Genomic DNA, 26,617 nt, shown 5'->3' with positions numbered 1-26,617 from the left:
CGCAGCAGCGCCGCCAAGGTGGTCGTCAAGCACGGCGAGCTCGAGCGGGCGCTCGACGTCGTCGACCGACTCGCGCGCACGCACCACCACGTATGGTTCGCCTGCGACGGCGTCTATTCGATGTACGGCGACTTCTTGCCCGCCGGCTTCCTGCACGACCTGCTGGCCGTCGCGCCCAACGTGCGCCTGTTCGTCGACGACGCCCACGGGATGAGTTGGGCCGGCGACCACGGCCGCGGGCACTTGCTGTCGCGCTTCCCGCTCGGCGATCGCGTCGTCCTGGTGACCTCGCTCGCCAAGGCGTTCGCCACCGGCGGCGGCGTCGTCGTCGTCCAGGACCGCCGCCTCCTCGAGACCGCGCGCCTGGTCGGCGGCCCGTTCTCGTTCTCGGGGCCGCTGCGCCCGGGCGACCTCGGGGCGAGCATCGCCTCGGCGCGGATCCACCTGAGCCCCGAGCTGGCGCCCCTCCAGGCCACGCTGCGCGACCGCGTCGCCCAGGCCAACGCGCTGTGCCGGACCCTGGCGATCCCGCTCGTGATCGAGAACGAGGCGCCGATCTTCTTCATCGCCCTGGGCCGCGTCGAGGCGGTGTTCCTGCTGGCCGAGCGCCTGCGCGACCAGGGCTTCCACGTCAACGTGTCCGGCTTCCCGGCCGTGCCCGCCAGCCGCGGCGGCCTGCGGATCGCCATCAACGCGATCCACAGCGCGGCCCAGGTCGACGCCCTGTTCCACGCGATCGCCGAGCACCTGCCGTCCGTGCTCGCCGCCGTCGGCGTGACGCGCGACGAGGTCGCGGAGCAGTTCGAGGGCGTGCTCCCGTCGTTCCTCCGCGCCGCGCGTCCGCCAGCCCCCGCGGTGCAGCAGCTCCCCGAGCGCCGCGCCTCGCCGGCAGACGCGCTCGCCGTCGAGACCCACGCGAGCATCGATCAGCTCGACGCCGGGCTCTGGGACGCGCTCGTCGGCGATCTTTCATACATCGACGCGGGCTCGATGCGAGCGGCCGAGCGCGTGTTCCACGGCGAGCACGCGCGCCGCGAGCACCGCTGGTCGTTCCGCTACGTGCTCGTCCGCCGCGGCGACGAGGTCGTCGCCGCGGCGCCGTTCACCACGCTCTTGATGAAGGACGACACGTTCATGAGCGCGGCCGTCAGCGCGGCGCTCGAGCGCGAGCGCGTCGCCGATCCGTACCTGTTCACCTCGCGCGCGGTGGTGATGGGCAACATGGCCTCCGAGGGCGAGCACATGTTCCTCGCCCCGGGCCCGGGCCGCGCCGCCGCGCTGATCGCCCTCGCCGAGGCCGGCGTCGCCGAGATGAAGGCCCGACACTGCAGCACCCTGGTCTTGCGCGATCTCGCCGACGACCCCGAGCTCGTGCGCGTCTTGACCGGCCAGGGCTTCGTGCCCGTCCCGTTGCTCGAGCGCTACCTCGTGCCGCTCGCCTGGCGCGGCGAGGCGGCGTTCATCGCCGCGTTGCCGAGCCACCGCCAGCGGCGGCACGTCCGCGCCATTCACGAGCATTCACCCCTGTTCGAGGTCGAGGTATGGGACAGCCGCAGCGCCGCGTCGGACGACGAGCTCGGCCGCATGTACGCGCTCTACCGCAGGATGGCGGCGAAGAACCTGCGGATCAACATCTTCCCCCTCCCGCCGAAGCTGCTGCGCGCGCAGCTCGAGAGCGGCTCGTGGGAGTTCGTGCTGCTGCGGCCCGGGGCGGCGGTCCGCCGATCGCGTGGGCCGCCGCGCCCGGCAGGTCGCGAGTACCGCGCCCTGTACTGCGGCGTCGACTACGACGATTTCCGCGCCGCGAAGATCAACCCCTATCGCCAATTGCTGTGGCAGTTGGTCCGCCGCGCCGGCCGGCTCGGCTGCGAGCGCCTGCACCTCGGCATGGGAGCCGGCCTGGAGAAGACGCGCTTCGGCGCCACGGCCTCGCCCGCGCTCGCGCTCGTGCGAGCCGACGACGCCTTCGCGGCGACCCGCCTGCAGGAGTTCGTGACACGGACGGCCCTGCGCAGCGCAGGTCGCTCGTAGGCCGTTCACGACCTCCCCGAACCTCGCGGCCTCGACCTCCCGGCCGGCGGCCGCTACATTGCAATCAATGTCCTTCGAGGCTCGGCGCGCCAGGCTCCCGCGGTTCACGGGCATCGCGGCGCTCGCCAGGCTCGCCACGCTGCGCCCGCGCGACGCCGACTACGTCGTCCTCGAGATCGACCCGAGCGGGCCGTGGCCCGCGCTGCTGAAGCTGGTCCCGGCGACGCAGTGCTTGCTCGCCGCTGCCGCGGCCGGCCCGAACCTCGCGCGAGCCCTCGTCGCGCGCCTCGGCGGCGACGACCCTGCGCAGGCCCTGTGCGAGCTCCTCGCCGGCCCGTTTCTCCCGGTGCGCCCGCTGTACCTGCTCGACGACAGGTGGCGCGCCCGACTCCGCCCGCTCGCGCTCGGGCGCCCCGGCGATACGGTCGCTCACGGCCTGTTCCCCTCGCGCACGAGCAAGCTGGCGCGGCTGCTCCTGGCCGCCGCCGGGGACTACCCGGCCGACGTGGTGCTCCAGGCGGCCCGGGACGCCTTCGCCCGCGGTCGGCCGTACCACGCCCACGACGCGATCGCCTGCGCCCTGGTGTGCGCGGGAGCCCCCGCCCGCGCCCTGCTGCGCGAGCGCCTGCGAGACACCGGCGCCCAGCGAGGCTGGCGCTCGCGCAAGCAGACGCACGCGCTCGGCCGGTGGGCGCAGCGCTCCGGCTACATGTCCGAAGAGACAGGTTTATGATCATCCGCCGCGGGCGGCACAGCCGCCCCCGTGCCGGCAACCGTCGGGTCGTATGCGGCCGCGAGGTGTTCATTCCGCCCGCGGCGCAATCATGGCAGTCGAGCGAGCTCGACGTCCGTCGTCCCCCGATTTGGGGCCCGGTGGCCATGATTCGCCGTGGTGCCCGCGTTCCGTGGCTCGCGACGCGCATGAGTTCAGGAATTTTCGGATCGCCGGCGGACGTCCTGTCGCGCATCATGTGCACGTGATCGAGGTCCGGCCCGAATCCGTGAGGCCTGACCTCGACCACGCGAAACCCGTGCTTCGCGTAGAAGCCCTGCACCTTCTGCGAGGTGTGCGTCTGGAGCTGACGGATCTGCGGACGCTCGGCCAGGAACGTCTCGACGCGATGGATCAGCAGCTTCGAGCCGACCCCGGCGCGCTGGCGGCTCGCGTCGACCATGCCCCAGCACAAAGTCGCCGTGATCCCGTCGCGCTCGCCCGCGATCCCGCCGGATGCGATGATTCGCCCGCCGTCCTCGACCACGAAGTAGGGCCCCGGGAGCGCGTCGAGGAAGCGCGCCAGATCGGCCTCCTCGGCGAGCGAGAAGTGCTCGGGGGTGTTGCTGCGGAGGAGCTCGAGGCACGCCTCGCGGTCGGCGGGAGTGTAGAGGCGAATGTTCATGGCCGGCGCGAGGAACATAGCCCAGCCTCGCGGCGCGCCGCGGACGATCAAGCCGATCTTCAGGCCGAGGACCGGCAAGATCGGCAGACCGACGACCGCGCGCGTGCTGGCGTAGGTGGCCGAGTAGAGCACCCCCTCGGCGTTCTGGCGGTTGTAGACGTTCATCACGTCGAGGTAGGCGGAGACGATGCAGCGGTGCAAGATCCACGTGCGATCGACCCGCAGGTCGAGCTGGTGGAACACGTAGGGCATGCGCGCTGTTGGTCGCGCCCGTGAGGGGCACCACGGAGCCCTCTGCTCCTCCACGCCGCCGACGAACGGAGTGTAGGGCAGCCCGGTGACGAGGCGGAAGCGAGCGGCGATCGACCAGCGGCGCGGGAGCTTGTAGCCGACGAGCATGACGAGGTTGTGCCGCTGATCGAAGTCGGCCGGGGTGCGATCGACGCGAGCGGCGAAGGTAGTGCTGGCGGTCGAATGCATCCACGTGTACGCCAGCCAGCCGTAGAGCCGCGCGGTGAGGTCGTGGCGCAGCATGACCTCGACGCCGTGGGTGGCCGAGCCGCTGGCGAACACTTGAGGCCCGGTCACGGAGGTTGGCGGGGTCCTCCGCCGCAGGGTCGTACGAAGGGGGCGGAGGTTGTCGCGGATCTGGCGATAGAAGACGGTCGCCTCGAGGTCGAGCGAATCGGTGAGGTCGAGGTGGAGGTTGGCGCTGTACTGGGTGGCTCGCATGGCGCCGAGGCGGCCGGTCGGCGCGAACTCGAGCTGCGGATCGAGGAACCGGGTCGCCCCGGGGAGGATGAGCCCCGAGTACAAAAAGCTGCTGGTCGGGGTGCCCTCCCAGCTCGACACCAGGCCAGCGGAGATCAGGGAGCGGTTCAGGCTCGGCTGCGAGTAGAGGCCGGCGGCCAGCTGGATGCGCACGCGCGGGTGCGGCGTGTAGCGCAGCAGCACGCGCGGGTCGAACGCGAACGCGTGGTTCTCGGCGCCGGTGAAGGCGTTGAGGCGCGCGGCGACGACCGCGAAGCGGCCGACGTCGAGCTGCGAGGACAGGTAAAGGCCGGTGGTCGTCAAGAGGCCGCGGCCGGACTCGTCGACCGGCGGCTGCATGTACGGGAAATATTGGAGACGCGTGGTGTAGCGATCGAGCTGGGTGTCGAGGCCGAGGGTGACGTGGAGCGGCTTCACCGGGCGCACGCTGGCTTCGGCGCGCAGGAGGCCGACGACGTCGCCGCGGCGGTGATGCGAGCCGCTCTCGTAGAGGGTGGATCGAGGCGCACGGCCGGCGCGAGCAGGAAGTCCCAGCGGCCGACGCGCTTGCGATAGGCGAGGTCGACGCGGTGGAAGCTGTTCTGCATCGTCAGGAAGAACCGCCCTCGAGGTCCGGACGTTGAAGGTGTCCTGGGCGCCGAGCAGGCGGGCGGTGATGCCGCCGCCGGCCCGCCGGGTGGTCGACGATGAACTGGTAATCATGGTAGCGCGGAGCGAGGAAACCGCCGATGACGTCCTCGGCAATGCCCGGAGCGCGAGGTCGAGGTAGCCGCGCTGAGCGGCCAGCAGCACCGAGCCGCCCTTGCCGAACGGCCCCTCGACGAGGGCGCCGGCCGAGGTGATGTCGAGCTTGGCGTGGCCGTGCACCCCGTCGCGCCGGCCGACGCGCGGGGTCAGGTGGACGATGCCGCCGACCGCGTTTCCGTAGTGGGCGGAGAGTTGCCAGGCACGTATTCGAGGCCCTGGAGGACGCCGGGCTGGACGACGCTGGCGAGGCCGGGGACGTGGAAGGCGCGCGGCAGCGGGTGCTCGCCGAAGAAGACTTGCGATTGATTGGGGGCGGCGCCGCGGAGAATGAGCAGACCGAGGCCGCCGGGGACGCGGGCCACGCCGGGGAGATTTTGCAGGGCGCGCAAGGGTCGCCCTGGCTGCCGGGGAGGTTGCCGATCTCCTCGGGCGAGAGGCGCGTGCTGGTCGCGCTCGGCCGGGTGACCCGCCTTGCTGGACGATCGTGCGATAGCCGCCGGTGCCGGCGGGTTGAAGGTGATCACCGGCGGCTTGCGGCGGCGCCAAGCTCGCCGGGTCGGCTGCTCGAAGCGCTGGTGACCGGCAGCGACGATGACGAGGTCGAAGTCCTGGCTGGGAAGGTCCTCCAGGACGAACCGACCGTCGGGCCGGAGAACGGCCGAACGCTGCCACTGCAGGCCGCGGCGAGCGCTGGCGATGACGCGCGCGCCGGCGACGGGGCGCGCTCGCCGGCGCTGCGCAGCTGACCCCGGACGACGGCGCGAGCGGGCCGCCTGGCGGCGGCCGCGAACGCGGCGGTCACGGCGAGGTGGCGAGGAGGCCGGAGTTCATGGCTCGGAGCCGTCGGGGACGAAGCGCAGCTCGGCGAAGGCGACGCCGCCACGCCCATCCTTGACATCCACATAAAGCGTGGTCGGCACGACGTCGTGCGGGACGGTCCACTGCAGCTCGGTGCGCCAGGCGCCGCCGTTTGGCTCGTAACCGTCGATCGGGGCGCTGAACCAGCCGCGCCACTGGAGCGACTCGGTCTGCAGCGACGGCTCGCCCGTCCCGGGCTTCCTCCTCGCCGTTCGTCATGACGTAATACGATTGCGCGGAGCCGGCGGCGAAGATCGGCTCGACGGTGATCGCTCGCCGCGGCGCACGGGGACGTCGGCGCCCGGGTCGGCCACGAGCTCGATGCGCGCACCGCTGCGCTCGCGGGTGACGGCGAACGCGCTGATCCAGGTTGGTGTCGACCTCCTGCTCGCGGAACTGCGCGAGCGCGGACATGTCGCCGAACGGGAGGGCGGCCCAGCTCGGGCCGAAGTACACGTGCGTCCTGCTGAACAGGCACGATTCGCCTGCGAGATCGGCCGCGTGCTCAGGCGTTCGAGGCAAGTCGCGGGCGCGAGGTCGGGCTGCCGGCTGCCGATGACGATGAGCGGGAGGAGGTACGGGATGTCACCGCCGGCGGAGAAAGTCCCCGCCAGCCCGGCGCGAGCTGCCAGCCCTCGCCGAGACGACAGGTCTCGGGGGGCGACAGCGGGAGCGGCACGGGGCAGTCTTTCAGCCCCACGAAGTCGAGGTGGGAGATGGTGTTGCTGACGCCGTAGTCGATGCAATTGTTGCTGCAGACGAGCCAGATCGGCGGCAGGCTCGCCCTCCGGGGCGGTGACGTGCCAGGTGAACTCGACGGTGTCGAGCGGCAGCAGGGTCGCGCGGCGCTTCCTCGGGGACGTGGAGCAGCGACGCATAGCCGCCGGGCTCGACGACCTCGGCCTTGACGCCGCGGAAGCGAGGGTCGGTGACCACCCATTCGGGCTCGACGGGGATGCAGGCGCCCGCCAGGCACGAGAGACACCGGTGAGGGCCCCGAAGCCGGCAGACCGCATGCGGGCGTCAAGGTAGCGCATGCGACCGGTCGAGGCCAGCCCGTGTGCTCGTGCGCGCCGCGTCCCGGGCCCGTGTGTCAAATCCGGTCGCGTGGGGGCGTGACGCGCCTGGCACTCGGGGCATGTCCGATGGGACAGCATGGATCATCGGCCCGGGCCCGGCGACGATCGATTCCGGCGGCAGCAGAAAATCCGCTCAAGCCCTCCGGCGGACGCGACCGCGAAGCGGCGGCGATACTCGCCGGGCGACAGGCCGAGGATCCGCTGGAAGATCTTGCGAAACGCCCCGGGATCGCCGTAGCCGACCTTCCATGCCACCTCCGCGATCGACAGGTCGAGGCGCTCCAGCAGGTCGCGGGCCTTGCCGACGCGGAGGTGTTGCAGGTACTGCGCCGGTCGCAGCCCCGTCGCCTTGACGAAGCGGCGCAGGAACGTGCGCTCGCCGAGCCCCGCGCAGGCCGCCATCGCCGGCAGCGCGATCGTCTCGGCGCTGCGGGCCTGCAGCCAGCGCTGGACCTTGCGGATGGCCGCGTCGCCGTGGCCCAGCTCCGGCGAGAACACGCTGTAGAAGCGCTGCTCGCGGCCGCCCGGATCCACCAGGAAGTAACGCGCGACCGTCAGCATGATCGCCGGGCCGAACAGGCGCTCGACCAGCTTCAGCCCGAGGTCGGTCCACGCCATCAGTCCGCCGGCGGTGATCACGTCGCCGTCCTCGACCAGCAGCCGGTCCGTGGCGAGCGCGATCCGGGAAGCGCGCCGCGAACTGCCCGGCGAGGGCCCAGTGGTCGTCGCCACCCGCTCCGCCAGCAGCCCCGCCTCCGCCAGCAAGAACGCCCCCGCGCACACCGAGCACACCAGCGTCCCCTCGCCGTGGCGAGCGGCCAGCCAGGCCGAGGTCGAGCCCGCGCTCGCGCCCGGCGTGGGCCGCCAGGCTCGGCGGGACGATGACGACCGCGAGCGGCGGCGCCGGCGGCGGCCCCTCCTCCGGGCGCCAGAGCACGACCTCGGCCTCGACGCGGGCGCCCGGGCGCTCCGCGGCGAAGCGGTTCGCCACCTCGAATAGATCGCTCAGCCCGTACACCGCCGACAGCTGGGCGCCCGGGTACACGAGGATGGCGACGCGCTGCGACTCCGGCCTGGCAGGCATGTGTCAGACTTGGCCACGAAGAAAGTCACTTGCCGCTCGTGGACCCGGGACGCGGCCCCTAGCCTCACGCCATGCCTCGACGCGCCCTGATCGTCATCGACCTCCAGAACGACTACTTCCCCGGCGGCAAGTGGACCCTCGTCGGCATCGACGTGGCCGCCGCGAACGCGCGCGCCTCCTCGCCGCGGCTCGCAGCGCCGGCGACCTCGTCGTCCACGTCCGCCACGAGAACCCCGCCCCGGGCGCCCCCTCTTCGTCCCCAACACCGACGGCGCCAGGTTCACCCTCCGTCCATCTGGTGCCCGGCGAGGAGGTCGTGCTCAAGCACCAGATCAACCCTCCGGGACACCCACCTCAAGGAGATCCTCGACCGTCACGACGTCCGCGAGCTCGTCATCGCCGGCGCCATGAGTCACATGTGCATCGACGCCGCCACGCGCGCCGCGGCCGACCACGGCTACGCCGTGACCCTGATCCACGACGCATGCGCCTCGCGTGACCTCGAGTTCGGCGGGGTCCGCGTCCGGCGGCCCACGTCCACGCCGCCTTCATGTCCGCCCTCGGCTTCGCCTACGCGACCCTCGTCGCCACCGACGAATTCCTGGCCGAGCGCTGAGCGCCCCGCGAGCCGCCCGCGGCGCTCGGTCACGCCTTCGCCCGCGGCTTCGCGGGCGAGCCCGAAGCTCGCGCGCCGGCACGCTCGCGACGGAGCGGGCCATCGGACTCTGGAGGAGCTCGCCGAGCTCCCGCAGCGAGAGAGGGAAGCTGCTGCCAAGCGCTCGAGGACGGCGCCCGTCTCCATGTCTGCGAGGGCGTCCTGGAACTGCTGGCGACCTGCTCAACGGGGGTCACGGCCGGACTGTACAACGTTTCCTGGCATTTTTCGCCGGCGGTGATGCCGCCGCCGCAGCGTCGCCACCGCTCGAGCGAGAACAGCAATCGCAGACGACGTCTTCGACACGTCCTCGCGCGTCGCCACGACGAGGATCGCGTCCGCCGATCGAGGACCCCGCGAAGAATGCCGCCGATGCAGAGCCCTCCTCGGAGGAGCGCAGCAGCAGGGCGACGGCGTGCTCGCGCTGCGTGGTTCGTCGCCGGTGTCGCTGCCAGCGAGCCGCGGTCGTCGCGGGGAATCGGAGGCCGCGCCGTTGATTCGCAGCACCCGCGCGCGTCGGTTCGCGGCCCGATTCGCCGGTGCTCGTCGCAAACTCCGGAGCCATCGACCTCGTCGAGGCGGACGGTCACCCGCGTCACCATTGTCAGTACCCGGATAGGCGAAGACCACCATACCCGCGATCGCCGATGACCGGTCGACCGCCAGCTCCCCGGCTGCGGCGCTCTGGCTGTCGCGGAGGCGGGCGCGAGCGCGTCGCTCGGGTGTTCACGAGGATCGAGCGCTGCGTGGCCGTATCATCAGGAGCGAGGCGGCGCCGGCTCGACCCGCTCGGGAAGCGAGGCGTCGAGCTCGGTCCTGGAGGGTCGCGCCAACTGGCGGACCACCGCACCGTCGCGCATCCACACGAAGTTCGGCCACAGCTTGACCCGGAACGAGCGCCCCAGCGCCCGCCCCGGACCGTCTTCGACCTTCACGTGTTCGACCTCGGGGTGCCGCGCCAGCAAGGCCTTCACGCCGGGCGCGGCGGCCTGGCAGTAGCCGCACCAGGCGGTGCCGAACTCGACGAGCACGAGGCCCTTCCGCTGGTCCAGCTGCTCGCGCGTGGGCGCATGATCGGGATCGAGGTACTCGGGCGCGAATGACATCTTTATTTCTTTTAAAAAGGTCGTTCCTGCCGGAGGGTGGCCTCGCCGGCGCGCGACACCAGTGCGCATCGACCGCGAGAGCGAGAGGTCGCCGCATGCTTTGGCCGCGCTGCCGCCCCTTGACATTGCAGCGGGTCGGACGAGCCCATCTCGCCCGCCCGCGGCTCGCCAGCGCAACAGACGCGGCGGGCCCATCATTGCTGGCCCGCCTGGCTCAAAGACAGATCATTGCCGCGAATCAGCGCGCGGCGGCCGTCCTCGTCGCAAGCATCGCTCACGGAGTCGCTCGATGCACGCCGCGTCCGCGGACCTCGCCTGCAGCGACGTCCGCGGGCGCGCCGTGCATGGAGCTCGTGGTTCAGCCCTTGCTGCCCGGCTGCGGCACCAGGCGCAGGTACGGCTTCACCGTCTTCCAGCCGTCCGGGAACCGCTCGCGCGCCTCGTCGTCGCTGACCGACGGCACGATGATCACGTCCTGGCCGTCGCGCCAGTTCACCGGCGTCGCCACCTTGTGCTGCGAGGTCAGCTGCAGCGAATCGATGACGCGCAAGATCTCGTCGAAGTTGCGGCCCGTCGACGCCGGGTAGGTGATCGACAGCTTGACCTTGTTGTCGGGGCCGATCACGTACACCGAGCGCACGGTCAGCGTGTCGCTCGCGTTGGGGTGGATGAGTCCGTACAGCTCGCTGACCTTGCGGTCGGCGTCGCCGATCACGGGGAAGTTGACCGCGGTGCCCTGCGTCTCCTCGATGTCCTTCTCCCAGCGGTGGTGGGACTCGACCGGGTCGACCGACAGGCCGAGGACCTTCACGCCGCGGCGCTCGAACTCGGGCTTCAGCTTCGCGGTGTAGCCGAGCTCGGTCGTGCACACCGGCGTGAAGTCTCGGGTGCGAGAACAGGATGGCCCATGTCGCCCTTCCACTGGTAGAAGTCGATCGGGCCGTGGGTGGTGTCCGCCTGGAAATTCGGGGCAGTGTCGCCGAGACGAAGCGTCATGGTGTCTCTCCGTTCACTATGCTGCGCATAGACTTCGTCAAACTAGACACCCTGTCAAGCCGCGCCGATCCGATCGCCCCGGCGCGCTGCGAGTCGCGCTCGCGGGGCGGGCCTCGCGTCCGCCGGAGGTCCTTGAATTTCTCCCTTTACGGAGCCTGCCTCCGGCGCCTCGAACGACGTGGCGGGGCTCCGGTCCTCAAGGAGGTCGGCCGGCGGCGACGCGGAGGTCGGCGGCGGCGCGGTGATAGTCGGTCAGCGCGTCGAGCTCCTGCGCGGCCGCGTCGGCGGCCGCCTGCTCCCGCAGGTTGACGAACAGGAGCGTGCTGTCGCCGAGGTCGAAGCGCCGCCGCTCGGCCTGCTCGAGCGCATGGGCGACCTGCAGCTGCTCTCGCGCGAGTGACGCGCGTGCGCGGCGACCAGCGCCGAGTGGGCGTCGCGCAGCTCGATGGCGACGACGTCGGTCATCCAGCGGAGCTCGGCGTCGAGGCGCGCGTGGTCGGCCCTGGCCCGGCGAAGTTTGCCACGGGCGGCTCGCAACGGCAGCGGCAGCTCGATCGAGATCCCGGCGACGAACTCGGCCGGCAGTAGGTACCGGTACTCCGGCGCGACCAGGCCGAGGTCCTTGGCGACGTACGCGTCGATGTCGATCCGCGGCGACAGGTTGTTGCGGGCCAGACGCGCCTCGACCTGCGCCGCGTCCCGCTGCAACAAGACCCGCCGCAGCTCGGGCCGGCGCGCCAGCGCGTCGCTCAAGGCAGCCTCGAGCGGGTCGGCGGCGGGAGGCTCGGGGAACGCCGGCGGCAGCCGATCCGCCATCGGCACGACGATCTCGCCGCCGTCGTCGCGCAGGTGGCGGGCGAGCTCGAGCGCCGCCTGCTCGAGCGCCCGCTCGGCGGCGACGAGCCGACCCTTGCGCTCGAGGATCGCGCGGCGGTTCTCGAGGCCCTCGACCTCGGGGTGTTGCCGGCGGCGACTTGCCGCCGCAGCGCAGCGTCGCGGTCTTCGGCGAGCGCGAGCAGGCGCTGCTGCACCGCGAGCCGCAGCCCGGCGCCGACCCATGCCCAGTACGCGCGGGCGGCCGCGCTCGAGCTCGAGCAGTCGGACGTCGACGTCGGCCTCGGCCGCGCGGCGCCCGAGGTCGGTCACCTGCAGATCGGCGCGCCTGCGGTCGATAGGTCCGCCCTGCCACAACGGCAGCGACACGCCCGCCCGCACCTCCCGCCCGAGGCGGTCTTGGCCCGCAGATCGTAGACGGCGAAATCGCCGAGTCCGAGCCGCCAGCCGCCGTACACCTGCAGACCCCAGAGGGGGTCGGCTGGCGCAGCTCGACGTCGAGGCGGCCGTTGGCGAACGCCCCGATCGGCGCGTACTGCCCCGCACGCGCAGCTGCGGGTCGAAGCCGCCGCGAGCCGCGAGCGCGTCGCCCTCCGCTCCGCGCACGCGCTCGCGCGCCGCCTCGAGCTGCGGGTGTGCGGCGGCGACGGCGTCGAGCACCTGGCGCAGGGTCAACACGTCGTGCGCGCCGGCGGCATCTCGCGCCATGCTCGACCGCACAGGCCCGAACAGGCACGCGAGCGCGACCACCAGCGCGATCAGGCGGGTGATCATGGCTCGTCCTCCTCGTCTTTCACGTCGTGCTTGCCGGCCGGCGCGGCGTCGGCGACCGGCGCTGCCGACAGCGCCGGCGGGAAGCCGTTGAACTGGCGCCACAGCTCGTAGCCGAGGCGGACCTCGTCGAGCAGGATCCACCCGTTCGCGCGCACGCCCTGGCGCAGGTACTGAGCCGGCGGCCAGTGCTCCTCGGGTCCGAGGTCGAGGTCGGGCAGGACGACGACCCGGAACTTGCCGTGCCCGTCGTCGGTCGCGTCGACGAACGCGACCACCCCGCCGAACGTGCCGACCGCGACCGACGGCCAGCCGACGAACTGCACCGCCGGCCAGCCCTCGAACTGCAACCTGACCTTTCGACCAGGCGTGACGAGCGGCGCGTCGAGCCCGTCGAGCCACAGCTCGACCGCGCGGGCGTCGGTCTCGGGCACGAACATCGCCAGCGGATCGCCGGCCTTGACCATCTCGCCGCCCTCGCGCGCGACCAGCCGCAGCACCGTGCCGTCCGCGGGGCAGTCACTGTCATCGCGCCCTGGCGGGCCAGGCGGACCTCGATGCGCGCGAGCTCCTGCTCGGCGCGCGCCTGCTCGGCGCGCGCCGACTCGAGCGCGATGCCGGCGGCGTCGACCCCGGCGCCCTGATCGCTCTCGACGCGCACGACCTCGGCGCGCATCGCCTTGACCTCGCGGCGCGCGGCGGCCAGGGCCGCCTTGGCGCGCAGCAGGTCGGCTCGCGCCGTCTGTTCGCCGAGCTCGGCGAGCTCGAGCGAGCGGCGCGACGCCAGACCATCGGCGGTCAACTTCTGCGTGCGCTCGAGGTTGAGGGTCGCCGCGGTCAGCTCGCCTGCGCGGCGTCGACGGCCTGTTGTGCGGCGAGCTCGCGATCGACCGCCATGCCGGCGCGCATGCGGGCGCCGTCGACCGCCGACTGCCGCGCCAGCGCGAGACCGTCGATCCGCTGCTGGCTGAGGTCGATCGCCCGCCGCGCCGCGTCGACGCGCTCGCGCGCCGCTCCCCGCTCGCGCTCCAGCCGCGCCAGGAGCTCCGGGTCGTTGTCGGCGAGCCGGGCGATCGGCTCGCCTGCCGCGACATGACTGCCTTCCTCGACCATCCAGCCGACCACGCGGCCGTCGATCGGCGCCTCGATCGCCTGCGTGCGGTCGAGCGGCGCATGGGCGATCACGCGGCCGCGGCCCAGGATCGACTGTTGCCACGGCGCGAAGACCAGCAGGAGCAGCATGGCGACCGCCGTGAGCACCAGCCGTCGCGCGACCGCCCTGGGAGTCCGCGTCGGACGCGTCAGCCGCAGCGCGCTCGCCTCTGCGAGGATCATGCGAGGGTGGAATCCGAGTGCATGGGGGTCTTCACGGCGAGGCAGAGCCCGGGCCGAGGTCGATCGTGCGGGTGCAGCGGGCGCGCACGGCCGGGTCGTCGCTGACGACCAGCAGCGTCCACGGGGCGTCGTACGCGAACAGGTGATCGAGCAGCGCTTCGAGTTTGGCGGGCGGCAGCTGGAGGCGGTCGAGCGCGCCGTCGACGAGCATCAGCCGGGGCTGCACGACCAATGCCCGCGCGACCACCAGCCGCCGCGCCTGCGTCTCCGACAGCGGGGCGCCCGTCGGCGCCAGCTCGGTCTCGTCGCCGAGCGGCAGCGAGGCGATCACATCATCGAGGTCGAGCAAGCTCAGCGCGACCCGAAGGGCGGCGAGCGACGCGTCCGGCGCCCCGACCTGCAAGTTGTCGCGGATCGTCGCGCGGAAGAGGTCGCCCGGGCGCAAGAGCGCGACCTGCTCGCGCAGCGCCGGGAGGTCGGCGGTGCGCAGGTCGATCCCGTCGATCTCCACCTGTCCGCGGTCCGGCGCGCGCAGACCGAAGCAGAGATCGAGCAAGGCGCTCTTGCCGGCGCCGCTGTCGCCCCGGAGCAGCACGTGCTCGCCGGCGGCGATGTCGACGTCGAGCCCGGACAGGGCCGGCCGACCACCGAGCGAGAGCTCGACCCGTCGGCACCGAGACGCGCAGGGCCGCCCCGAACTCGCGCACGCCGCCGGACGCCTCGAGCGGCATGTCGACCAGCTTGCCGAGCTTGAGTGACGCCGGCGAGCAGGTCGTAGAAGGTCTCGAGGTGCTTGCCGAGCTTGGCGAAGCTGGCCGACACCGCGGTGACGACCAGTTCGGCGGCGACCAACTGGCCGAGGGTGAGCTGGCGTTCGAGCACCAACAACCCGCCGACCCCGAGGAGCGCGCCGCCGGCGACGACCTGCATCCCGAGTCCGCCGACGAGCTGAGTCAGCAGCCTCGACCAGTGAGTACGGCGCGCGATCAGGTAGCTGCGCGACAACACCTCGGCCCGCGCGACCGCGTGCCGCATCGCCGACTCCGACTTGAACAGCGCGGGTTCCGCGCGACCTCCTCGAGCCATGCGACGGCCGCGTACTTGCTGGACGACTCCTTGAGGCTGGTGCCGATCGCCGCCCGCAGCGGCAGCACGATCAGCGCCGCGAGGGCGAGCAGCAGGAAGAGGTCGAACGCCAGCAGCAGCGGGTGGTAAAACGCCAGCAGCACCATGCCGACGGCCGCCTGAAGCGCGACCGAGACCCCGTCGAGGAGCAGGGCCGCGGCGGCCTTCTGGATCATCACGACGTCGAAGAAGCGGTTGACCAGCTCGGGCCCCGGTCGGCCGGCTGCGCGCCGAGATCGACGCGCGGTAGCCGGCGCGCGATGTCGGCGACGGCGCGGACGAACAGCCGTTGCTGCAGAAGCTCGACCACGAACGCGGCCAACGCCCTGAGCGCGCCGGCGAACGACAGGCCGGCCATCAGCAGCACGGTCAGCACGAACAGCGGCTGGGTCAGCGCCCCGAAAGCGACGGTGTTGACCAGCGCCTGCACGGCGATCGGAGAGGCCAGCGTCAACGCCCCGATCGCCACGGCATAGAGGAACAACACCCATAGCTCGTCGCGCTCGAGCCGGATCAGCGCGCGCAGGCGGGCCAGCGCCTGCTGCCCGGATCACGAGAAGGAGTCGGCGCGCGTGCAGCCCATCGAAGGGCAGCTCCGGCTCGACGAACAGCCACAGCGCCGGCACGTCGCCATCGGCGACCCCGAGCGCGTGCAGCAGCGGGCGCTCGCGCAGCTCGACCGGGCGCTCGTCTCCGCGGTCGAGCACCACCCCGGCGAGCCGCCCGCGCGTCGTTCCGGTCGCCAGCAGCCAGCGCCCGCCCCCGGCCGTGCCGCCGAGCCGCGCCAGCGCCGGGGTCTCGGGGCCGAGCCGCGCGCAGCTCGGCGAGGCCGAGCCAGGTCGGCTGCACGTGCAGGCCGATGCCCGCGGCCGCGCCGACCAGCACGTCGACCCATGCCCCCTCGCCCCGGGCCCCGCGCGACGCGTCCGCCAGCGCCCTCCAGGCCCGCTGCGGATCGAACGACGCCCCGGTCCGCTCGGCGAGCAGCTCGAGCACGCGCAGCAGGTCGCCGCCCTTCGCCGGCGGGTCCTCCGCTGGCGTCATCGCCGCTCCTGGGGCGCCAGCCGCCGGGCGACCGCCCGTCCCAGCCGATCGACGAAGTGCTCCATCGCGGCCACGCTCGACGCTTCCTCGGCCTGCAGCGCCAGGCCGCCGCCCCCGGCGAACGTCACTCGCGCCGTGAGCATCACCCGCCCGCTCGCGGTCGCGGTGGCCCGCAAGTCGGCCGTCAGCACTTCTGAGGCAAAACGTCCGAGCACGCACAACAGCCGCCGGAGCGCCCGCCCGGGCGGCCCGCCATCGGCGGGGAAATGGACGACCACCTGCATTCCTACCCTGGGTTTGCGCGCGGCCCTCGGTTCCGGCAATCCGATAAAATCGTTGTCCGACTTTGATAAAATCGAACGGTGGCCTGGCTCAATTATCACCACCTCCTGTACTTCTGGACGGTGGCGCGCGAGGGCGGAGTAGCTGCGGCGAGCCGCAGGCTGCGGCTCTCGCAGTCGTCGATCTCGACCCAGCTCCGGCAGCTCGAGGAGCAGCTCGGGCAGCCGCTGTTCGACCGCAGCCGCCGGCGGATGCAGCTGACCGAGGCCGGGCAGACCGCGTTCCGCTACGCCGACGAGATCTTCGGCCTCGGGCGCGAGATGGTCGACGTGTTGCAGCACGGGTCCGCCGGCCGCAGCGTCCGGCTCGCGCTCGGACTGACCGATACCGTGCAGAAGATGATCGCCTACCGCCTGATCGAACCGGCGCTGCAGCTCCCGGAAGGGGTGCAGATCCACTGCGAGGAGGACCGCCTCGAACGACTCCTCCCCCAGCTCGCCAGCCACGAGCTCGACCTCGTGGTGTCCGACGAACCGCTGCCGGCGGGCAGTTCGATCAAGGCGTTCAACCACCCGCTCGGCCACAGCAAGGTGACGATCTTCGCCGCCCCGACGCTCGCCGGTCGCCTGCAACCCGGTTTCCCGGCGAGCCTCGACGGCGCGCCGTTCCTGCCGACCGCGACCGCGGCGCTGCGCCGCGACCTCGATCGATGGTTCGACCAGCTCGCCATTCGCCCGCGCATCGTCGGCGAGTTCGACGACAGCGCGCTGCTCAAGGTCTTCGGCCAGGCCGGCGCCGGCGCGTTCGGGGCCCGAAGTCGTCGCCCGCGAGATCGCCCGGCAGTACCGCGTCAAGCCGATCGGCGACGCCGAGGGGCTCGTCGAGCGCTACTGCGATCTCCGTCGAGCGCCGCATCAAACACCCCGGGGTGCGGGCGATCTCCAACGCTGCGCGCATCGATCTGTTCACCGATCACGGGTGAAGGAGCGGTCGAGCCGATCGCTGGCACCGTTCACCCCACCGCGCCAATCGGCGAAGCACGACCCGCCGGGCCGCGACCCGGCCGCTGGCCGGGGTGACGACCTGCTCGGCTTCCGCCACGAAATCGGCGAAGCTCGGGCGGCTCGATGCGTCGCGTCGCCCTCTCCGCGCTCCTCCTGTCCGCCGCTTGCGACGGCCCTGCTCCGGCCGAGGAGCGCCCGTCGACCGTCGCGCCGCCCGCGGCCTCGCAGGCACCTGCGCCACCCCGGCGGTCTCGCAGCCCTCTCCGCCGCCGCCCGCGGCGCGCGACCGCGGACCGCACGAGATCGACGAGCACGGCGTGGGCCCGGTCCGCCTCGGCATGCGCGACCAGGAGCTCCCCGCATTGGGTTTTAGCGGCGATCGCCCGCAGGGCAGCGCGTCCTTCGTCCAGGACGGCAAGCCCAGCCCGATCACCTTCCGCACGAGCGCGACCTGGACCCTCGAGCAGGACGGCCAGCTGCAGGTCGTGGCCGACATCAATCCGGTCGAGATGCGCGTCACCTCCCTGCGGATCGTCGGCCCCGTCCCGAAGACCGCAGAGGGCGTGGCTGTCGGCGTCACCCTGCAACAACTGCGAACAATCTACGGCGAGCCCGAGCACACCTGGCGACCGGTCGGCTTTGATGTGCGCCCAGTTCGCGGCGCGGCCCGGGGTCGACGTCTGCTTCAAACCAGGACACTGACGCCGACCTGGGCGGACCTTCCGCCGGAGACTCCCGTCGCCAAGCTGCCGTGCCGGCGACGCGCCCTCGCCCTTGACGCTCGGCGAAGACCTGACCCAGATCGCCGCCGCGCTCCAGGGTCACCTGATCGACGGCGGACTCGTCGACGGCGACGCGCGGGTGCGTCTCGACGGGGCGCGCGAACCGTTCGAGCTGCTCGCGCCGTGCGTCCTGCTGCTGCGAAGCGCGCCCGGCGAACCGTCCGGCTGGTCCTACTCCAGCGCAGTGGCGCACCGCGGCGAGGTGTACCAGGTCACGGGCGGCTGGCAGCGCGCCGACGGCTCGATGCTGCTGTGCGACGGCAGCGGCGTGTTCGTCCGCGCCGTCGACGGGACCGCGGTGCGCTGGAAATCGACGCACGAGCAGCGCTGGCAGCCCGAGCCCGCGACGTGCGACGTGCGCGGAGTTCGTGCCGCCGCGGGTGGTCTGCAAGGGCATCTCGGATCCCTTCGGCATCAAGGCCATCGTCATGGGCGAGCTCCTCGTCGCCGAGCAGTACGCCGACGCCCTCGCCGAGCGCAGGGCGGTGCATCGGACCGCCGGCCGGTCCGTTCACCCCGAGGGTCCGTGCCAGCGAATCGTCGATCGCGCGTGGGAGGAGACCGTCCCGGCGCTCACGTTCGCCGGGGCGCCGACCGATTCCGTGGCCCGGCTCCACTATCTTCAGGCCAGCCTCGACGTGATCGCGTCGTGCTCCGCGGAGCCGCTGCAGCAGCGCCTCTGCGCGCTCACGACGCCGAAGGTCCTCGAGGCCGCGCGCGCGTGCCCTCCCCGACGGCGCGGTTCCCCGCGTGGACCGACGCGGTGCACGAGCCGGCGCCCAGGCCGGCGCCCCTTTCCCCGGCGGAGCTGAATCGCCGCACCGCGGCGCTGACCGGCAAATGGTCGAAGGTGCATGCGGACGAGCGGCTGCCGCCCGAGCAGTGGACATTCTCGCCGGGTGGACGGCGGCTGCACATCGACGGCGGCCCGAACGAGGGGAGCTACGAGCTGTCGCCGACCCCGGAGGGCGCGTGGTTCGCCCGTCGCCCGCTGCGCGAGCTGTGGCTGGAGTTCGCCTTCCTCGACGCCGTTCGCTTCTACCTCGTCGATGCGCCGATGACACGGCTGGTCGACCGGCAGCGCTTCGACGTCCGCCTGGCCCCGGGCCGCGAGATCCTGCTGATGCGCGGCGAGGCATGCAAGACGGTGAGCGCGGCCGGACAGCTCCGCGACGCCCGCTGTCGCTTCGTCACGGACGACGCCGGCGAGCGGCTCGAGATCGAGTACACCGACGAAGAGGGCATGGCGGCGACGACGACGCTCGCCGTCGTCGACGGCTTCCTGGCCCCGCCCGACGTCCGGCCGCCGCTCGCGATGTTCGCGCGCGAGCGCTGAGCCGTGATGGGAGGCGCGCGACGAGCGAGCCGAGAAATCACGCTGAAGCGCACGCGGACCGCGAGTGCGACGCCTGCGCTGAATGAAGCCACTTTGCCACGATTCGCGCGCCGCGACCTCGCAGCGCCGCGCTTCGGTGATTCGACCACCGCCCGCTGCTACGATTGCGCGCCGCGTCCTCGTAGCGCCGCACCTCGGCGATGCCCGCCTGATACCACAGCTCGGCGATCGGCGCGTTCCCCTCGCGGGCGGCCACGATCTCGCGGGCCCACGCCTCGCGGGTGTCGAAGTCGTCGCTGAAGCTCAGCATGAGCGCGGCAATCTGAAGATGTCGCGCTCCGCGGTCATCTCGTAGCCGGCGGCCTTGACCGTCGCCGCGCGCACGACCTCGAGCCCCTGCGCGTCGCCCGGCCACACCCGGGTCGGCCCGTAGTGCTCGCGCAGGAGCGCGAAGATCCGCCGCTCCGACGCCTCGCGGGCGGCGGCCGTGATCTCGCTGCGCTGATCGGGGCCGAGCTTCAGCATCAGTCGTCGTCCGCCTCGTCGGGGGCCGCGCGGTCGATGTGCACGTGGCTGGCGATGTCGAACAGCGACTCGACCTTCGAGCCGCCCGAGGTCGCCGCGTCGGGGATGCCGTCCTCGTTGTTGTCCGGCGTCTCCGGCGTCGGCGAGGGCACCGCCGCGCTCGACGGGTAGACCGCCTTGGGGCCCTTCTCGAGCAGGACCACGCGGGACCGCACCGACCGCGCCGCGTTGTACAGCCGGAGGTAGGCCGACCGCCGCGTCGCGCCCGTCATCTGCTTCTGCCCGACCGGCTGCATGTCGAGCGCGCCGCCGTGCTGGTGGTTGCTGGGCACCGTGCTGCCGGCGGCGAGGTTGCGCCGCGGGTTGCGCCAGCCGCTCGACACGAAGACGCTCGCGCCGTACGCCGCCTCGGTCGCGGTCAGCAGCTCCGTCATCGCCGAGTCGAGGATCAGCTGGTAGTTGCCGCGCAGGTCGGCGCGCGTGGTCGCCTTGATGTGCGTGCGGTAGGGGACGTGCAGCGTGAAGCCGCTCCGCACATGCGCTGGTCGACGTACTCCTGGCGGATGATGTCGCGCTCGTCCTGCGTCACGATCTCCGTGATCTCGTGCGACTTGCCCTCGTGGGTGATCGTGGCCTTGATGCTGTACTGGACCGGCGGGTTCGGCTTGCGCGAGGCGGTGATCGGCCGCTGCGCGTTGGTGACCTCGGGCGTGTAGTCGAAGCGGTTGCCGGTGCCGGTGGGCTTGGCGATCTTGCCGCTGTGATCGCCGATCGGCTTGACCTCCCAGGTCGCCGAGGCGCCCTCCGGCTCGGCCACGCGGACGCTCAGCGTGCGGAACTTGGTGCTCGCGTCCTTGCCGACGAGGAAGATGAACTTGTCGGCGACGACCCATCCTTCTCCGAATAGCGGGTCTTGGCCGTGTACTGGCTGCGGTGCTCGAGGCGGATCCGCGGCGGACAGGTCGCACATTCGCCGCCGGCCGGCTTGTCGCCGAGCTGCTGATCCGCGGCCGTGCCGGCGTTCTCCATCTGCTTGGAGAAGCGGTTCGTCTGGCCCTGGATCGGCTCGGGCGAGACGGCCTTACCGGTGAAGCTGCCGGGCTGCCCGGAGGTGTTCGGGTTCAGCAGGTCCCACGTGAACCGCGGCGCAGTCAGCCCTGTGTCCCCAGATCCGCTCATCGCCCCGCCACCCGTCCTGCTCGTGACATTAACCAGCCCCGCCGCGGAAGATCAATCCGGCGCCCGCGGATCGCCCGACGCAGGCCCGCCCCTGCCTCATCCGACGCGCGGGTCATGGGTGATCGCGACCAGCTCGCGCGGCGACTCGTACAGCACGGCGTCGAGGTGGCGCAGAAAGTCGGCCCGCTGGTCGGCGGTGAGCACCGGCGCGACCGTCTGCAGCGCGCGCGGGTCGTAGCGAAAGAAGACCGGGTGCGCCTCGCCCGCGAGGTCGATCCGCAGAAGCGACGCAGTGGCGACGCACGACCTCGATTCGGCCCCGCTGACGACGAAGATGCCCCACGCTCGCCCCAGCCCTCGCCGACGATCCGCTCGAGCAGGCCGGAGTCGCGCTCGAAGCGGATCAGGTACGGCGCGACGTCGTCGAAGGCGCGCCCCTGCTCGCCGTCGTAGAGCGAGGCGTAGGGGTCGACGCTCTCCTCGATCAGCTCGATCGGCCGATCGGCGCGGGCGGCGTCGACGATCCCGTACAGCGTGCCAGCGTCGCGCAGGCCACGGAGCCGCGCGAGGGCGGCGAGCGCCGCCTCGCTCGGCTTCACCGGCGCCGGCGGCGGCGTGAAGTCCTCGACGAGGAAGCGGTAGGTCGTACGACCGGCCTGCATCCACCCGCGGTTGGCCATCTCGCCGGTCCAGCACGGCTCGCCGCCGACGACGATCCGGTGCGGATCGATCGCCTGCACGTGCGCGCAGACGCCGTCCCATACGATGTGGAATTGCGGGCTGCCGGCGCGATCGGGGTGAACCACGACCTCGGCGTCGGCGGTGCCGATGGTGCGCCCGATCCCGGGGTCGAGCACGATCTTGCGGAAGCTCTCGCGCCCCGACCACACCTGCAACACGCCGCGACGCCGCCGCGGCGGCCGCTCGCGAGCACCTGATAGCGGGCGAACGTGTAGTCGAGCTCCGCCAACCAATCGGCGTATTCCGGGTCGAGCTCGGCGAAGTCGCGGACCGCGAGCGGACCGAGGTTGGTGCGCCCGCGATCGTCGGGGTGCGGCACGCGGCCGCGGGCCGTCTCGCGGGCCATGAATTCGAGCTGGCCCTCGATCTGCCGCAGCGCCGGCCAGCGCGACGGATCGTAGGCCCGCGTGCGCGCGCGAGCCTCGGCGAGCACCTCGGCGAAGGCGTCGCGCGACGTGATGCGCATCAGCCCGGGCACGCCGTTCAGCCTTTCACCGGCGGGTGGAACTTGCGCGGGATCATCACCTGCGTCGCCCGCCCGCGCAGTACACCGCCAGCAGCGTGTCCTTGCGCGGGTCCTTGAGCGACCAGTCGTCGACGATCGGCGCCGCGGTGCTCTGCAGGCCGAGCGCCGGCTCGCCGAACTCGACCTCACGCGGCTCGCGGACCAGCGGCGGCGGGTTCGGCTTGCCGTCGACGAAGCCGTAGCTGATCGGCGAGCAGCCGACCTGCTCCGGCGTGATCGACGGGTCGAGCGTGAAGTACTGGCCGACGCCGGCGCCGGGGATCGATCTCTGGTGCATCGTCTGACCGGCGAACGAGCGCACGACGACGGGCTTTCCGAGGTCAATGCCCTTGATATGCGAGAGGATGTCGCTCGGCTTGATCGGTCCGGTCGCGTGGGCGGCGTAGAACTGATAGGCGACGGCGTAGCGGGCCTGCACGCGCGCCTCGCCCAGGCCGTCGTCCTCCCGAGCTGCTCGGCGAGCTCGTGCTTGGAAAGGTCGAGGTCGGCGAAGACGTCGCGCCCCGCGAGCCCGCCCGGCGGCGGTGCCTCGTCGTCGAGCGTCGCGGTCTCCGGATCCGGCTCGTCGGGCACCGCCGAGTCGTCGTGCGTGTCGTACTCCAGCCGCTTGCGCTCGCACTCCTCACAAAGGGCGTGCCGATCTTCGCCGCCGCGCGGAACACGAAGCTCTGCGTCGAGTCGCCGATCACCACCGAGGGAGCCGCCGACGATGCGGTCGCCGCCGATGTGGACCGCCGGATCGGTGCGCGCCGCCTCCCGGTGATTGATGAGGACGGTCGCCGAGCCCTGCTGGATGCGATCGCTCGGGCCCACCGGGAAGCACACCACGCTGTCGCCCTTGCGCGCCGCCGGCAGGAAGCCGACGATCACGTTGGCGCTGCCGCTGAAGATGGGGCCGCCGACGTGCGGCACCGGACCGGGCTCGACCTTCGGGCACACGTGAAAGTCGCTGATGCGGGCGGCGTCGGGCATACGTGCAGGAGCGTCCGGCACGGTAACAAAAACCGCCGACGCGCGGCGCGCAGCGCCATCGTGGCGGATCGTCTCGTCATTGCCATCATGCGATCCACGGGTCGGCAGATGTGTGAATGACGATATCGCGCGGCGCGGTTTCGCCGGATAACAATGGACAGAGGCGGACCGCCGCGGGCATGATGCGGGCTTCCTCCGTGACCGCTCCCTTCTCGCCGCGCGTGGGCGACCGTGTCCGCGGTCGCTATGAGCTCATGACCCGCTGCGCGCCGAAGGTCCGGCGCACGTGTTCGTGGCCGTCGATCACCAGGCCGGACGCGAGGTCGAGCTCACGTTGTTCGATCCGTCGCTCGCCCAGGCCGACCCCTGGGCCGCGTTCGCCCGGCTGATCACCGCGGCGACCGCGGCCAAGATCCCCGGCCTGGTCCTGCCCCGCGGCGTCACTCGCACCGCGCCGACCCCGCCGTACTGCGTGACCGACCTGCAGATGGCCCGCGGGTTCGATCGCCAGGTCGAGCAGGGGCCGACGCCGTGGCGGCGCGCGCTGACCCTGTGCGAGCGGGTGGCCGAGATCGTCGAGCGCCACGCGGCCGCCGGCGCGGCCCACCGGGCGCTGACCTCGGCGCGCTGCGTGATCACGGCGCGCGGGGACGTGAAGGTGCTCGACTTCGGGGTCGCCGAGCTCGGGCCCGGTCACGCCGCCGATTCACCCTACCGCGCGCCCGAGCGCCCGCCGCCGCCGGCCCGCGCTGCGACGTTCATGCAATCGGGGTGATGCTCCACGAATTGCTGGCAGGCCAGCGCGCCGCCGCCGGACCGCCGCCGCGCTGGAGCGCGCCCGACGACGCCAGCCGCGGGGTCGAGGCGCTGGTGGCCCGCGCCACCGCCACCGACCCCGACCAGCGCCACGCCGATCCGGCCGCGCTGCGGGCGGCCATGCGCGCTGCTCGACGCCGACGACAAGTCCGCCGCGGCCAAGCAGCCGCGGCGCACGCCGAGGCCGAGGCCAAGGCCGAGGCCGCCGAGGTCCGGGCGCCCGAGGCCCCGGAGACCGCCGCGGCCCGCCGCGCCGCCGAGGCCGAGGCCGCCGCGAGCGACGGCCCGCCGCTCCCCGGGCGGCAGCAACCTGCCCCAAAGACATCCAGAGAATCAACCGCGGAGCTGCCGCTGCGCCGAGCACCGGCAACCTGTCCGCGAGGCCATCCATCACCTCGCCGGCGTCCAGCAGCAGCCTGTCCTCAGGGACATCCGCGCCACTCACGCCGGATTCGCGGTCGTCGCAGTCGGGCTCGAGGCTCGCCCGCGACGAACCATCGCCCGCCTCGTCCGGCTCGCGCCTCGCCGGCTCCGCTTCGCCCTCGCGCTCCTATCCGACCCCTGGCGAGCGATCCGTCCGCGTCGTCTCGTCGCTCGCCTCGCCCGCGTCGTCCGGCTCCGCGCCTCGCCGGTTCGTCCTCGCCCTCGCGCGCCTACCCGACCCTCGCGGGCGAATCGTCCGCCGCCTCGTCGTCCGGTCTGCGCGGCTCGACCTCGCCATCGCGCGCCCACCCGACGATCGCTCCCGTCGATGCCTCGGCCTCGTCCTCCTCGCTGACCTCGCGCCCGCGGGCTCCGGGCCGCTCCGTCGCGCTCTCATCCGACCCTCGCGCCGTCGCTCTCCGGGGCCGCGTCGTCGTCCGCGTCGAATCACCAGCGCCTCCCCGGCTCGGCCTCGCCGTCCCGCTCCCATCCCACCCTCTCGTCCGCGCAGGCCCAGGCCTCCGCCTCGTCGTCCTCCCTCAGCCGCACGCGCATCCCCGGCTCGGCCTCGCCCTCCCGCTCCCATCCCACCCTCGAGCCCTCCGCTTCGACCTCCTCGTCGAGCCGCGCCCGCGTCCCCGGTTCGGCCTCGCCCTCCCGCTCGCACCCCACCCTCTCGTCCGCGCAAGCCCAGGCCGCCGCCTCCTCGCTCTCGCGCCCGCGCCCGCCCGGCGCCCCGCCCTCGCGCTCCTATCCGACCCTCTCCTCGTCCGGAGCTCCCGCCCCCGCGGACCGCACCGAGATCCTCGATCGCGCCCGCATCACCGGCGCGCACCCGCCGGTCCCGCCGGTGCCCGCGGCCGACAGGACCGAAATTACTCCGCGCCGCTCGGTGCGAGGATTGCCGGCCCGAGCCGACGCGACGACGCCGGCTCCATCCAATCATCGGACCTCGGCGATTCGACCGTCATCGCTCGCGCGCCCACGAATCAACCCACCGAGGAAATGCCGGTACCGGCCTTCGCGCGGCGCGGCCCCGGCGATCCGCCGACCGAGCACTGCCGGTGCCGGCCTTCGCCGACGCCCGCGGCCGCCACGTCGATCCGCCGACCGACCGGATCCCCGTGCCCGCCTTCGCCGACGCGACGCAGGTGCTCCGCGCCGACGATCTACCGCTGCCGCCGCCTCCGGCGAGCGACCCCGACGCCACCCGGATCTGGCGCCGACCGCCGGATCCGTCCGAAATCGTCGAACCGGCGCGCCCCGCCCCCGAGTCGACCATGATGCTCCCCACCACCGGGGAGACCGTCCTGTTTCACCACCAAGTATCTGTCCCCGGGCCAGGTCGCTGATGGCCAGCATCCGCGGGTGGTCGCTGCGAAAGAAGCTGCTCGTCGTCAACCTCGGGCTCGCGCTCATCGTCCTGATCGGCGTGCTGGCGGCGGTCGCCTGCTAGCTTACGGAAGTCGCCCGTTCACCGAGGTCGGCCTCGCCGACATGCCGCTCGGCGTGCGCGTGATCGGCAAGGATGAACACGACCCGTGTGCCTACCCGGGCGGCCGCGACCAGGAGCAGATCGACCCGCAACGAGGCGGGCGCGCCTCGTCGGTGGCGCCCCGGTCTGCGCTGCGAGGAGCTCGGCGAACGGGTCCACCTCGCAGCTTCGCCACGTCGCGCCGGCGAGCGCGCTCGACACGCGGACGCGGGGCTGGTGAAATCGCGGCATGAACAGCCCGCCGTCCTGCATCCGCTGCGACGTGGCGATGGAACTCGGCTTCGTGCCCGAGCTCTCCGGTCAGGTCATGGTCTCCGTGTGGCATCCGGGAGCGCCGACCACGGTGAAGCAGTCGTGGGCCGAACGCCTCGCCTCGCCCGGCGGGATCCGCTTCGCCGCCGACGAGGTGCTGGCGCTCGACGCCTATCGCTGCCCGGACTGCGGCCGCGTCGAGCTGTTCGCGCTGCGGCCGCCCGGCTCGCCGTGACGGGCGGCCAGCGCCGCATTCGTCGCAGCCGCGGCCTCGTGCGAAGTCCACGTCGCGGCGCGGCCCGCGAGCGCCCGCGGTTGCCCGTCCGTACCCACGCATCGGTGTGTGCCGCAGTCGCGTCGACTCTGGTTTGCGACCCGGATCCGTCGCGCGCCTGTCGCGATCTGCGATGCGCGCAAAGACGCGTTGACGCAGCACCACCCGCGTGCAAAG

Annotated in this window: 28 protein-coding genes and 2 pseudogenes; 10 read left to right on the top strand and 20 right to left on the bottom strand. The window is 72.5% G+C overall.

From position 1 onward, the window contains the following. Positions 1-18 precede the first annotated feature (18 nt). Positions 19-2,031, top strand: a complete 2,013-nt coding sequence (locus tag OV079_RS56935; protein WP_267777977.1) for an aminotransferase class I/II-fold pyridoxal phosphate-dependent enzyme — start codon at positions 19-21, stop codon at positions 2,029-2,031. A gap of 104 nt (positions 2,032-2,135) precedes the next feature. Here OV079_RS56935 and OV079_RS56930 read toward each other — a convergent pair whose 3' ends face one another. Continuing rightward, positions 2,136-5,066 carry a GNAT family N-acetyltransferase gene (locus OV079_RS56930; protein ID WP_267777976.1) on the bottom strand — a complete coding sequence of 977 codons (2,931 nt, stop codon included), beginning with the start codon at positions 5,064-5,066 and terminating at the stop codon, positions 2,136-2,138. 137 nt (positions 5,067-5,203) lie between these two features. On the opposite strand from OV079_RS56930, the gene OV079_RS51565 reads away from it, so the two are divergent. Further along, positions 5,204-5,692 carry a hypothetical protein gene (locus OV079_RS51565; RefSeq protein ID WP_267777975.1) on the top strand — a complete coding sequence of 163 codons (489 nt, stop codon included), beginning with the start codon at positions 5,204-5,206 and terminating at the stop codon, positions 5,690-5,692. Between the two features lie 1,272 nt (positions 5,693-6,964). Here OV079_RS51565 and OV079_RS51560 read toward each other — a convergent pair. Continuing rightward, positions 6,965-7,675, bottom strand: coding sequence for a GlxA family transcriptional regulator (locus OV079_RS51560; protein WP_267777973.1), 711 nt, complete (start codon positions 7,673-7,675; stop codon positions 6,965-6,967). A gap of 363 nt (positions 7,676-8,038) precedes the next feature. Here OV079_RS51560 and OV079_RS60150 point away from each other — a divergent pair, with 363 nt between their 5' ends. Then, on the top strand, positions 8,039-8,863 hold the full coding sequence (locus OV079_RS60150; RefSeq protein ID WP_420829475.1) for an isochorismatase family protein: 825 nt from the start codon (positions 8,039-8,041) through the stop codon (positions 8,861-8,863). A 517-nt stretch (positions 8,864-9,380) separates the two neighbouring features. Here the strand turns inward: OV079_RS60150 and OV079_RS51555 are convergent. The 6 genes and pseudogenes from OV079_RS51555 to OV079_RS51525 all read right to left on the bottom strand — a co-directional run bounded on the left by OV079_RS51555 (position 9,381) and on the right by OV079_RS51525 (position 14,298). Beyond that, the gene (locus tag OV079_RS51555) at positions 9,381-9,728 is read right to left on the bottom strand and encodes a thioredoxin family protein (protein ID WP_267777971.1); all 348 of its coding nucleotides are present in this window, start codon (positions 9,726-9,728) and stop codon (positions 9,381-9,383) included. Between the two features lie 358 nt (positions 9,729-10,086). Further along, positions 10,087-10,724 (bottom strand): annotated as a pseudogene (locus tag OV079_RS51550) (peroxiredoxin). 252 nt (positions 10,725-10,976) lie between these two features. Then, the gene (locus tag OV079_RS51540; RefSeq protein WP_267777968.1) at positions 10,977-12,332 is read right to left on the bottom strand and encodes a TolC family protein; all 1,356 of its coding nucleotides are present in this window, start codon (positions 12,330-12,332) and stop codon (positions 10,977-10,979) included. Then, a complete protein-coding gene (locus OV079_RS60145) occupies positions 12,329-12,829 on the bottom strand; it encodes an HlyD family secretion protein (protein ID WP_267777967.1) in 501 nt (166 codons plus the stop codon). The genes OV079_RS51540 and OV079_RS60145 overlap by 4 nt, the downstream gene beginning before the upstream one ends. A 337-nt stretch (positions 12,830-13,166) precedes the next feature. Further along, positions 13,167-13,664: an HlyD family secretion protein gene (locus tag OV079_RS51530; RefSeq protein ID WP_267777966.1), complete on the bottom strand. Its 498-nt coding sequence runs from the start codon at positions 13,662-13,664 to the stop codon at positions 13,167-13,169. A gap of 31 nt (positions 13,665-13,695) precedes the next feature. Continuing rightward, a complete protein-coding gene (locus OV079_RS51525; RefSeq protein WP_267778840.1) occupies positions 13,696-14,298 on the bottom strand; it encodes an ATP-binding cassette domain-containing protein in 603 nt (200 codons plus the stop codon). Positions 14,299-14,457: 159 nt separating this feature from the next. Here OV079_RS51525 and OV079_RS51520 point away from each other — a divergent pair, with 159 nt between their 5' ends. Further along, positions 14,458-14,616 carry a hypothetical protein gene (locus OV079_RS51520; RefSeq protein WP_267777965.1) on the top strand — a complete coding sequence of 53 codons (159 nt, stop codon included), beginning with the start codon at positions 14,458-14,460 and terminating at the stop codon, positions 14,614-14,616. A gap of 34 nt (positions 14,617-14,650) precedes the next feature. On the opposite strand, the gene OV079_RS51515 is transcribed toward OV079_RS51520, so the two are convergent. From OV079_RS51515 to OV079_RS51505, 3 genes are all read right to left on the bottom strand, one after another. After that, complete coding sequence (locus OV079_RS51515) at positions 14,651-14,968, bottom strand: hypothetical protein (RefSeq protein WP_267777964.1); 318 nt, start codon at positions 14,966-14,968, stop codon at positions 14,651-14,653. After that, a complete protein-coding gene (locus OV079_RS51510) occupies positions 14,965-15,258 on the bottom strand; it encodes a hypothetical protein (RefSeq protein WP_267777963.1) in 294 nt (97 codons plus the stop codon). Before OV079_RS51510 ends, OV079_RS51515 begins: the two co-directional genes overlap by 4 nt. Before the next feature lie 571 nt (positions 15,259-15,829). Next, complete coding sequence (locus tag OV079_RS51505; protein WP_267777962.1) at positions 15,830-16,117, bottom strand: hypothetical protein; 288 nt, start codon at positions 16,115-16,117, stop codon at positions 15,830-15,832. Between the two features lie 78 nt (positions 16,118-16,195). Here OV079_RS51505 and OV079_RS51500 point away from each other — a divergent pair, with 78 nt between their 5' ends. From OV079_RS51500 to OV079_RS51490, 3 genes are all read left to right on the top strand, one after another. Next, positions 16,196-17,194: a LysR family transcriptional regulator gene (locus OV079_RS51500; RefSeq protein WP_267777961.1), complete on the top strand. Its 999-nt coding sequence runs from the start codon at positions 16,196-16,198 to the stop codon at positions 17,192-17,194. 1,075 nt (positions 17,195-18,269) lie between these two features. Further along, a complete protein-coding gene (locus OV079_RS51495) occupies positions 18,270-18,713 on the top strand; it encodes a hypothetical protein (RefSeq protein ID WP_267777960.1) in 444 nt (147 codons plus the stop codon). A gap of 38 nt (positions 18,714-18,751) precedes the next feature. Beyond that, the gene (locus tag OV079_RS51490; RefSeq protein ID WP_267777959.1) at positions 18,752-19,237 is read left to right on the top strand and encodes a hypothetical protein; all 486 of its coding nucleotides are present in this window, start codon (positions 18,752-18,754) and stop codon (positions 19,235-19,237) included. A gap of 37 nt (positions 19,238-19,274) precedes the next feature. On the opposite strand, the gene OV079_RS51485 is transcribed toward OV079_RS51490, so the two are convergent. From OV079_RS51485 to OV079_RS60140, 8 genes and pseudogenes are all read right to left on the bottom strand, one after another. After that, positions 19,275-19,547, bottom strand: a complete 273-nt coding sequence (locus tag OV079_RS51485; RefSeq protein WP_267777957.1) for a hypothetical protein — start codon at positions 19,545-19,547, stop codon at positions 19,275-19,277. Then, entirely contained in the window at positions 19,541-19,762 is a 222-nt protein-coding gene (locus OV079_RS51480) for a hypothetical protein (protein ID WP_267777955.1), read from the bottom strand. Before OV079_RS51480 ends, OV079_RS51485 begins: the two co-directional genes overlap by 7 nt. Further along, positions 19,762-20,298 (bottom strand): D-Ala-D-Ala carboxypeptidase family metallohydrolase, encoded by a 537-nt coding sequence (locus OV079_RS51475; RefSeq protein ID WP_267777953.1) that lies wholly within the window; start codon positions 20,296-20,298, stop codon positions 19,762-19,764. Before OV079_RS51475 ends, OV079_RS51480 begins: the two co-directional genes overlap by 1 nt. Then, a complete protein-coding gene (locus OV079_RS51470) occupies positions 20,211-20,579 on the bottom strand; it encodes a hypothetical protein (protein ID WP_267777952.1) in 369 nt (122 codons plus the stop codon). Before OV079_RS51470 ends, OV079_RS51475 begins: the two co-directional genes overlap by 88 nt. Before the next feature lie 8 nt (positions 20,580-20,587). Next, entirely contained in the window at positions 20,588-20,941 is a 354-nt protein-coding gene (locus tag OV079_RS51465; protein ID WP_267777951.1) for a hypothetical protein, read from the bottom strand. After that, positions 20,938-21,840: a DUF4123 domain-containing protein gene (locus OV079_RS51460; protein ID WP_267777950.1), complete on the bottom strand. Its 903-nt coding sequence runs from the start codon at positions 21,838-21,840 to the stop codon at positions 20,938-20,940. Before OV079_RS51460 ends, OV079_RS51465 begins: the two co-directional genes overlap by 4 nt. A gap of 363 nt (positions 21,841-22,203) precedes the next feature. Continuing rightward, on the bottom strand, positions 22,204-22,626 hold the full coding sequence (locus OV079_RS51455) for a polymorphic toxin type 46 domain-containing protein (protein WP_267777949.1): 423 nt from the start codon (positions 22,624-22,626) through the stop codon (positions 22,204-22,206). Positions 22,627-23,006: 380 nt separating this feature from the next. Continuing rightward, positions 23,007-23,180 (bottom strand): annotated as a pseudogene (locus OV079_RS60140) (PAAR domain-containing protein); the annotation flags it as partial. Positions 23,181-23,466: 286 nt separating this feature from the next. Between OV079_RS60140 and OV079_RS51445 the strand changes: the two are divergent. Then, entirely contained in the window at positions 23,467-23,955 is a 489-nt protein-coding gene (locus OV079_RS51445; protein ID WP_267777947.1) for a hypothetical protein, read from the top strand. Here OV079_RS51445 and OV079_RS51440 read toward each other — a convergent pair. Continuing rightward, positions 23,939-24,118, bottom strand: a complete 180-nt coding sequence (locus OV079_RS51440; protein ID WP_267777945.1) for a hypothetical protein — start codon at positions 24,116-24,118, stop codon at positions 23,939-23,941. The genes OV079_RS51445 and OV079_RS51440 overlap by 17 nt on opposite strands. A gap of 1,365 nt (positions 24,119-25,483) precedes the next feature. On the opposite strand from OV079_RS51440, the gene OV079_RS51435 reads away from it, so the two are divergent. Then, positions 25,484-25,771 (top strand): hypothetical protein, encoded by a 288-nt coding sequence (locus OV079_RS51435; protein ID WP_267777943.1) that lies wholly within the window; start codon positions 25,484-25,486, stop codon positions 25,769-25,771. 372 nt (positions 25,772-26,143) lie between these two features. Then, a complete protein-coding gene (locus OV079_RS51430) occupies positions 26,144-26,401 on the top strand; it encodes a hypothetical protein (RefSeq protein ID WP_267777941.1) in 258 nt (85 codons plus the stop codon). The last annotated feature ends 216 nt before the right edge of the window (positions 26,402-26,617 follow it).

Origin of the sequence: Nannocystis pusilla (assembly GCF_026626665.1) — a bacterium.
GTDB lineage: Bacteria > Myxococcota_A > Polyangia > Nannocystales > Nannocystaceae > Nannocystis > Nannocystis pusilla.
This window is presented reverse-complemented; position numbering and strand designations above follow the sequence as displayed.